Here is a 9,475-nt window from a genome sequence, read left to right as displayed (position 1 = left end):
GGCATCCCGATGGCGACGCGATCGTCCGCGCCGACACCCAACGATCTCAGATGATGCGCAAGCCGATTGGCGCGCGCATTAAGTTCGGCGTAGCTCAGCGACTGTCCGTCCTGCTCCGCCGCGATCGCCTCCGGCGTGCGCAGGGCCTGCTGTTCGAACAGCTGATGCACGCACCGCCCATGCGAGTAGCTGCGCTGCGTATCGTTGTGTATTTGCAGAACCCGCTGCCGCTCGCCATCGGTCAGCAACGCGATGCGATCCACCGAGCGGCTGTCGTCGCCGGCCATGCCGCGCAACAACGCCTTCAGGTACTCGACGTGCCGCGCCATCGTCGCGCGATCGAACAAGGCCGTGGCGAATCCGAGGCTGCCGGTAATGCGTCCGCCGACGTCCTGCAAACCCAGCGACAGATCGAACTGGGCGCTGCGGCGCTCCTGTTCCGGCAGCGCCTGCAGTTGCAGATCGCCCAGCCGCACCGCGTCGCCGTCGGAGGCGTTGTGCCAGGTGAACATGAGCTGGAACAAGGGCGTATGCGCCATCGAGCGCGCCGGCTTGAGCACCTCCACCACTTGCTCGAACGGCACGTCCTGATGCGCCTGCGCCTGCAGCACCTGCTCGCGCACGCGCGCCAGCAGTTCGGCCACGCTCGGGCTGCCGCTCAGGTCCAGGCGCAGCGCCAGGGTGTTGACGAAGAAGCCGATCAGCGGCTCCACCTCGACCCGGGTGCGGTTGGCGACCGGCGTTCCGATCACCACTTCGTCCTGTCCGGCCAGACGCGAGGCCAATGCGCTCCAGGCCGCGAGCAAGGTCATGTACAGCGTGGTGCCGTGCTTGCGCGACAGCGCCCTCAGCGCCTCGCTCAATTCTTCGTCCAGTTCCAGATCGAGGCTGGCGCCGGCGTATTCCTGCACCGCCGGCCGCGGCCGGTCGCTCGGCAGGGTGATCAAGGCCGGTGCGCCGTCCAGTTGCTCGCGCCAATAAGCCTGTTGCTTGAGTTGCACTTCGCCGCTCAACCATTGGCGCTGCCACAGCGCGTAGTCGGCGTACTGGATCGGCAGCGCCGGCAGCGGGTCGGTCTGGGCCGGCACGCCTTCGAGCGCATAGGCGCGATACAGCGCGCTCAGCTCATCGATCAGCACGCCCATCGACCAACCATCGGAGACGATGTGGTGCAGGGTCAGCAGCAACACGTGCTCGTCTTCGCCCATCCGCAGCAGGCGTCCGCGCGCCAGCGGACCGGCGGCGAGATCGAACGGCGTTTTGGTTTCGATATCGATCCAATGCGCGAGCTGGCCCTGCGCATCGCCCTGCCCGCTCAGATCGTGGCGCAGCAGGCTGAAGCGGCCGTCCTCGGCGATGCGCTGCATCGGCTGGCCATCGACCGGCGCGAAGCGGGTGCGCAGGGTTTCGTGGCGCTGCACGATGCGGTCCAGCGCGGCCTGCAGCGCGTCCGCGTCGAGCGGGCCGCGCAGGCTGAAATGAACCGGGACGTGATACGCCGCGCTGGCCTGCTCGCCCATCTGGCTGATCAGCCACAGGCGTTGCTGGGCGAACGACGACGGCCACTGCGTCGGGCCGCCCGCGCGCGGCGCGATCGCGTCCTGGCGGGCGCCGTCGTTTTTGGAAATCCGCGCCGCTTTCGCCCGCGCCAGCAGCGCTTCGCGTTGCGCGCGGCTCATCTGGTCCATCGAAGAGGTCGTCATGACGCTAGGCCTTTTTCCAAGTCGTGCCCTGCGAGGAGGGCCTGGATTTCCTGCGGGTCGAAGGTCGACAATTCGTAATCGACGATGACCCCCGAAAGCGCGGACAGGGTCGGGTTCGAGAACACTTCCGCCAGCGGAATGTCCAGCTCCCATTCGCGGCGGATGCGCGACACCAGCTGCGTCGCCATCAACGAATGGCCGCCGATTTCGAAGAAGTGGTCGTGGCGCCCCACCCGCGGCAGCTTCAGCAGCTCCATCCACACCGCGGCGAGGTTGTTCTCGATATCGCCCTGCGGTTCTTCATAGCGCTGCTGCGCGTAGGCATCGCCCTCCGGCGCTGGCAAGGCGCGGCGTTCGAGTTTGCCGTTCGGCGTCAGCGGCAAACGCTCCAGGGCCATGTAGGCGGCCGGCACCATGTACTCGGGCAATTCCTGCGCCAGCGCCGCGCGCAGTTCCGCGGTCTGCGGCAGCGCATCGCCGACCAGATACGCGACCAGGCGCTTGTCGCCCGGACTGTCTTCGCGGGCGTGCACCACCGCTTCGCGCACACCCGGCAGCTTGGCCAGCCGCGCTTCGATTTCGCCCAACTCGATGCGGAAGCCGCGGATCTTGACCTGATGGTCGTTGCGGCCGAGGAACTCGATCGTGCCGTCCGGCAACCAGCGGCCGAGGTCGCCGGTGCGGTACATCCGCGCGCCCTCGCGTCCGGCGAAGGGATCGTCGAGGAAACGCTCCGCGGTCAGTTCCGGACGGTTGAGATAACCGCGCGCCACGCTGGCGCCGCCGATATAAATTTCGCCGGCCACGCCCTGCGGCACCGGTTCGCCGTGCGCGTCGAGCAGATAGATCGAGGTGTTGGCGATCGGCCGGCCGATGTGCACCACCTTGTCGTCGGCGCGCAGGCGGCCGGAGGTCGCGACCACCGTGGTCTCGGTCGGGCCGTAGTTGTTGATCAGCTGGTAAGGCAGATCGCGCTCGGGCAGACGGTTGAGGCGATCGCCGCCGGTCAGCAAGCTGCGCAGCGATTGCCCCGGTTGCGCGCGGCCCAGTTGAATCTCGGCCAATGCGGTGACCAGGAAACTGCTGTGCAGATCCTGCGACTCCCACCACTGCAGCAACTTCATCGGATCGCCGGCCGTGTCGCGCGGCGGCAGGGCCAAGGTCGCGCCCATGCTCAGCGCCGGCCAAACTTCCCAGGTGCAGGCGTCGAAGGCGATGCCGGCGGTGCTGGCCGTGCGTTCGCCCGGCTGCAAGGGGAAGGTTTCGCTGTGCCAGTTGACCAGATTCGCCAGATTGGCGCGTTCCACCATCACGCCCTTGGGCTGGCCGGTGGAGCCGGAGGTGTAGATGACGTAGGCGAGATGGTTCGCGGTGATGCCGAGCGCGGCCGGATCGGGATCGGCGTCGGACAGGCGCTGCCAGGGCGAGGCGGCATCGTCCAGCACCAGCACGCTGGCGGTCATCAGGGCGCGGCTGGCCGGCAGTTGCTCTTCCAGGCTCGCCTGGGTCAGCACCACCTTGGGCCGGCTGTCGTCGAGCATGAAGGCCAGACGTTCGGACGGATACTGCGGGTCCAGCGGCACGTAAGCGCCGCCGGCCTTCAGCGTGGCCAGCATCGCCACCAGCAATTGCGGGCCGCGTTCGAGCAGCAGCGCCACGCGTTGATCCGGACGCAGTCCCAGCGCGAGCAGATGATGGGCCAGACGATTGGCCCGCGCATTGAGTTCGGCATAACTCAGATCGCCGTCTTCGTGCGTCAACGCCGTCACCGCGCCGGCCTGCTGCGCCTGCGCCTGCACGCGCTGAACCACGCCATCGCCGTGCGGATACGGCCGCCGGGTGTCGTTCCATTCCTCCAGCACCTGACGGCGCTCGCCCGGCGACAGCAGCGACAGGCGGCCGATCCGGCGCGAATCGCCGTCGACCATCTCGCGCAGCAGGGTCTGCCAATGCCGGCTCCAGCGCTGCACCGTCTGCGCGTCGAACAGCGCCGCGGCGTAGACCACCGAGCATTCGATGCGATCGCCGATTTCGGTCGCCGACCACCACACGTCGATCTGCGCGGCGGTGTTCTCGTGCGCGATCGGGGTGATCTCCATGCCCGGCAGGCGCAGCGCGCCCTCGGGCGTGTTCTGCATGACGAACGCGACCTGATACAGCGGCGTATGCGCGAGGCTGCGCGCCGGCTTGACCGCCTCGACCACTTGCTGGAACGGCACATCGTTATGCGCCTGCGCCGCCAGCGCGGTCTTGCGGATGCGCGCCAGCAGCTCGGCCACGCTGGGCTCGCCGGACAAATCGATGCGCAGGGCCAGGGTGTTGACGAAGAAGCCGATCAGCGGCTCGACCTCGGCATGGCTGCGATTGACGCCGGCGGTGCCGATGACCAGATCCTCCTGGCCGGACAGTCGTCCGAGCATCGCCGCCCAGGCCGCCAGCAAGGTCATGTACAAGGTGGTGCCGTGGCGCTTGCTCAACTCGCGCAGGCCCTGGCTCAGGCCGGGGTCGAGTTCGAAGGTGAAGGTGCCGCCGCTGAGATCCTGCAATGCCGGCCGCGGCCGGTCGGTGGGCAGTTCCAGCAGCGTCGGCGCGTCGTGCAGATGCTCGCGCCAGAAATCCACCTGCCGTTGCAACACCGCGCCCTGCAGCCACTGGCGTTGCCAGACTGCGTAGTCGGCGTACTGCACCGGCAGCGGCGGCAAAGGATCGTGCTGCGGCGCCACGCCATCGACCGCGTAGGCGCGGTACAGCTCGCCGAGCTCGCGCATCAGCACGCTCATCGACCAACCGTCGGAGACGACGTGATGCACGGTCAGCAACAAAATGTGGTCCTGATCGCCCAGACGCAGCAGGCGGCCGCGGATCAGCGGGCCGGCGCCGAGGTCGAAGGTCTCGTGGGCCTCGATCTCGCTCCAATGCGCCACCTGTGCGTCCAGATCGCCGGTGTCGCTCAGATCGTGACGGACCAGGCTGAAGCGGCCGTGCGCGGCGATGCATTGCACCGGCTGGCCGTCTTCCAGGCCGAAGCAGGTGCGCAGCACTTCGTGGCGCTGGACGATGCGGTCCAGCGCGGCCTGCAGCGCGTGTTCGTCCAGGCGGCCGTGCAAGCGCAGGCCGCCGGGCACGTGATAGGCGGCGTTCGCTTCCTCGCCCATCTGGGCGAGGAACCACAAGCGCTGCTGGGCGAACGACAGCGGCACCGCCGACGGCCGCTGGCCGGTGCGGATCGCCGGCAAGGTGCTGGTTTCGGCCTGCCGCACCCGTTCGGCCAGTTCGCACAGCACCGGGCTGCCGAACACGCTCGCCAGTTCCAGTTCCTGCCCCAGGCGTTGGCGCACGCGCGAGGTCAGCTGCATCGCCAGCAGCGAGTGCCCGCCGATTTCGAAGAAATGATCGCGGCGCCCCACCCGCTCGATCCGCAGCAGCTCGGTCCAGATGTCGGCCAGCACGCTTTCGATCTCGCCCTGCGGCGCTTCGTACTCGCGCTGGATGTAGGCGTCGCCGTCGGGCGACGGCAGCGCCTTGCGATCGAGCTTGCCGTTGGGCGTCAGTGGCCAGGCCTGCAAGGTCACGAACGCCGACGGCACCATGTACTCGGGCAGCGCCTTGCTCAGCGCGATGCGCAGCTCCTGCGCTTCAGGCACCGCCGGTCCCAGCAGATACGCGACCAGGCGCTTGTCGCCCGGGCTGTCTTCGCGCGGCAATACGATCGCTTCCTGCACGCCCAGCAGACGGGTCAGCTGGGTTTCGATTTCGCCCAGTTCGATGCGGAAACCGCGCAGTTTCACCTGCGCATCGTTGCGGCCGAGGAATTCCAGCACGCCGTCGGCGCGCCAGCGGGCCAGATCGCCGCTCTTGTAGACGCGCGCGCCCGGCTCGGCCGCGAACGGATCGTCGAGGAAGCGCTCGCGGGTCAGTTCGGCGCGATTGAGGTAACCGCGCGCCACCCCGGCGCCGCCGATATGGATCTCGCCGGTGACGCCGACCGGCACCGGTTCGCCGTGGCCGTCGAGCAGATAGATTTTGGCGTTGGCGATGGGCCGGCCGATCGGCGGATGGCCGTGCTCGCTGATGTCGCAGGCGTGGAAGCTCGCCCAGATGGTCGACTCGGTCGGGCCGTAGGCATTGACGAAACGGCGCCCTTGCGACCAGCGCTCGACCAGGGCCTGGGGACAGGCATCGCCGGCCACGACCATAGTGCGCACGCTGGCCAGATCCTGCGGCTGCTCCAGCGTCATCAGCACCGCCGGCGTCAGGGTGACGTGGGTGATCGCGTGCTCGCGCACCGCCCGCGCCAGCACCGCGCCGGCCAGCAGTTCGCCAGGCGCGGGCAAGTACAGGATGGAGGCATGGCACAGCGCCATGACGATTTCGAACACGCTCGCATCGAAGCTGAGCGAGGCGCACTGCAGCACGCGGCTGCCCGCGTCCACCGCCAGCGCATCGGACTGCGCGGCGACCAGATTGCACAGGCCGCGGTGCGGCACCATCACGCCCTTGGGCTTGCCGGTGGAGCCGGAGGTGTAGATGACGTAGGCCAGATGATCGCAAGTCAGGCCCAGCGCCACCGGATCGGGATCGGCGTCGGACAAGTCCTGCCAGGGCGCGGACGGATCGTCGAGTTCGACCACGCTCGCGGTCATCAGCGCACGGCTGGCGGGCAGACGTTCCTGCACGCTGGCCTGGGTCAGCACCACCTTCGGACGGCTGTCGTCGAGCATGAAGGCCAGACGATCGGGCGGGTATTGCGTATCCAGCGGCACGTAAGCGCCGCCGGCCTTCAGCGTGGCCAGCATCGCCACGATCAGATCGGCGCCGCGTTCCATCGCCAGGGCGACGCGATGGTCCGGACGCACGCCCAGCGCGATCAGGTGATGGGCCAGACGGTTGGCGCGCGCGTTGAGTTCGGCATAGCTCAGGCGCAGGCCGTCGCATACCAGCGCGGTCGCGGCGCCGTCGGCGGCGGCCTGCGCTTCGAACCAGGCATGCACGTGCTGGTGCGGCGGCAACGGCCGCGCGGTGTCGTTCCAGCCGAGCAACACTTGATCGCGCTGCGCCGGCGACAACAGCGGCAGCCGGCTCACGGCCTGGGCCTGATCGGCGACTATCGCCCGCAGCAGCACCTGCCAGTGGCCGATCCAGCGCTCGATCGTGTCCGCGTCGAACAAGGACGTGGCGAACACCACTTCGCACTGCAGACCATCGTGCGCTTGCGTGATCGACCACCACAGGTCGGTCTGCGCGCGGGTGACGTGCGAGGCCAGCGCTTCGACCTGCAGATCGGCCAGGCGCAGGCTTTCCTCGGCCTCGTTCTGCATGACGAACACGACCTGGTACAAGGGCGTGTAAGCCAGGCTGCGCAACGGCTTGAGGGTTTCCACCACCTGCTCGAACGGCAGGTCGATATTGGCCTGCGCGGCCAGCGTGGTGGTCCGCGCCTGCGCCAGCAACTGCGCCACGCTCGGGTCTTCGGACAAATCGAAGCGCAGCGCGAGGGTGTTGACGAACATCCCGATCAGCGGTTCGAGTTCGGTGTGATTGCGATTGACCATCGGCGTGCCGACGACCAGATCGCTCTGCCCCGACAGACGGCTCAGCAAGGCCGCCCACGCCGCCAGCAGGGTCATGTACAACGTGGTGCCATGGCGCTGGCTCAGCGCATGCAGCTCGCGGCTCAGGTCGGCGTCGATGCTGAAACGGCGGCTGTCGCCGGCATGTTCCTGCACCGGCGGACGCGCGCGGTCGGTCGGCAATTCCAGCAGGCCCGGTGCGCCTTGCAGATGTTCGCGCCAATAGTTCTGCTGGTTGTGCAGCAAGGCGCCGTCGAGCCAGCGGCGCTGCCACACGGCGTAATCGGCGTACTGCACCGGCAGCGCCGGCAGCGGATCGACCTGGGTCGGCACGCCCTCAAGCGAATACGCCCGGTACAGCGCGTCGAGTTCCTCGATCAGCACGCTCATCGACCAACCGTCGGAGACGATGTGGTGCAGGGTCAGCAGCAGCACATGTTCGCGCTTGCCCAGGCGCAGCAGGCGTCCGCGGATCAGCGGGCCCTGGTCCAGATGGAACGGCTCTTGCGCTTCGAGTTGGCGCCAGTGCGTCAGTTCGGCGTGCGGATCGGCGCTGGCGCTCAGGTCCTGACGGGTCAATGCGAACGCCGCATCCTCGGCGATGCGCTGCACCGGTTGGCCTTCAACCAGTTCGAAGTAAGTGCGCAAGGCTTCGTGGCGCTGCACGATCCGCTGCAGCGAAGCCTGCAACGCGGTCTCGTCCAGATCGCCCGACAGGCGCAGGCCCAGCGGAATGTGATGCGCGACGCTGGCTTCCTCGCCCATCTGGGCGATGAACCACAATCGCTGTTGCGCGAACGACAGCGGAATCAGCGCCGGGCGCTCGCCGCCGAGCAAGGCCGGCATGTCGTCGTGGCCGGCTTTCGACAGGGTCCGGGCGAAGTCGCATAGCACCGGCGTTGCGAACAAGTCCGGCAGCGACACGCTCAGCTTCAGGCGTTGGCTGACCCGCGACAGCAGGCGCATCGCCAACAGCGAGTGTCCGCCCAGTTCGAAGAAATGATCGCGCCGGCCCACGCGCGGCACTTGCAGCAGTTCGGCCCAGATTTGCGCCAGCGCGGTTTCCACCTCGCCCTGCGGTTCTTCGAAGCTGCGTTGCGCGTAGGCGTCGCCGTCCGGCGCCGGCAAGGCGTGGCGGTCCAGCTTGCCGTTCGGCGTCAGCGGCAGTTGCTCCAGCAGCACGTAGGCCGCCGGCACCATGTAGTCGGGCAGATCGCGGGCCAGGGCGGCGCGCAGATCGGCGCTGGACGCGATGCCCTCGCCCACCAGGTACGCGACCAGACGCTTGTCGCCGGTGCCGTCTTCGCGGGCGTGCACCACCGCTTCGCGGATGCCGGGCAGTTGCGCCAGTTGCGCTTCGATCTCGCCCAGTTCGATGCGGAAACCGCGGATCTTGACCTGATGATCGTTGCGGCCGAGGAATTCGATCGTGCCGTCGGGCAACCAGCGGCCGAGGTCGCCGGTGCGGTACATCCGCGCGCCCTCGCGGGCTGCGAAGGGATCGTCGAGGAAGCGCTCCGCGGTCAATTCCGGGCGGTTGAGATAGCCGCGCGCCACACCGGCGCCGCCGACATGGATTTCGCCGGCCACGCCTTCGGGCACCGGTTCGCCGTGCGCGTCGAGCAGATAGATCGTCGTGTTCGCGATCGGGCGGCCGATATGGACGATGGCGCCGTTCGGATCGAGACGGCCGGAGGTCGCCACCACTGTCGTTTCGGTCGGGCCGTAATTGTTGATCAACTCATACGGCAAGTTTTTCTCGGGCAGACGGCTGAGACGGTCGCCGCCGGTCAGCAGGCTGCGCAGCGGCTTGCCCGGTTGCGCGCGGCCTAGAGCGATTTCGGCCAATGCGGTAACGAGGAAGCTGCTGTGCAGATCCTGCGATTCCCACCACTGCAGCAACTTCATCGGATCGCCGGCGGTGTCGCGCGGCGGCAGGGCCAGGGTCGCGCCCATGTTCAGTGCCGGCCAGATTTCCCAGGTGCAGGCGTCGAAGGCGATACCGGCGGTGCTGGCCGTGCGTTCGCCGGGTTGCAGCGGGAAGCTTTCGCTGTGCCAGTGGATCAGGTTCGCCAGATTGGCGTGTTCGACCATCACGCCTTTGGGCTGGCCGGTGGAACCTGAGGTGTAGATGACGTAGGCAAGGTTGTTCGCGGTCACGCCGGCCGGATCGAGGTTCTCCGACGGATACGACTGCCACGC

At 68.0% G+C, this 9,475-nt stretch carries 2 protein-coding genes; both read right to left on the bottom strand.

Features of this window, described 5'->3' with window-relative positions; translation table 11 throughout:
* On the bottom strand, window positions 1-1,703 hold a 1,703-nt coding region (locus tag AB4Y92_RS24985; RefSeq protein ID WP_441822071.1), incomplete at its 3' end, for a condensation domain-containing protein.
* Entirely contained in the window at window positions 1,700-9,433 is a 7,734-nt protein-coding gene (locus tag AB4Y92_RS24980; RefSeq protein WP_441822070.1) for an amino acid adenylation domain-containing protein, read from the bottom strand. The genes AB4Y92_RS24980 and AB4Y92_RS24985, both read right to left, overlap by 4 nt.
* Window positions 9,434-9,475 lie beyond the last annotated feature (42 nt).

The organism is Lysobacter sp. TAB13, from assembly GCF_052113885.1.
Classification (GTDB): domain Bacteria; phylum Pseudomonadota; class Gammaproteobacteria; order Xanthomonadales; family Xanthomonadaceae; genus Lysobacter; species Lysobacter gummosus.
Note: the sequence above shows the minus strand (reverse complement) of the source record. Positions and strands in the feature narration are given on the sequence as shown.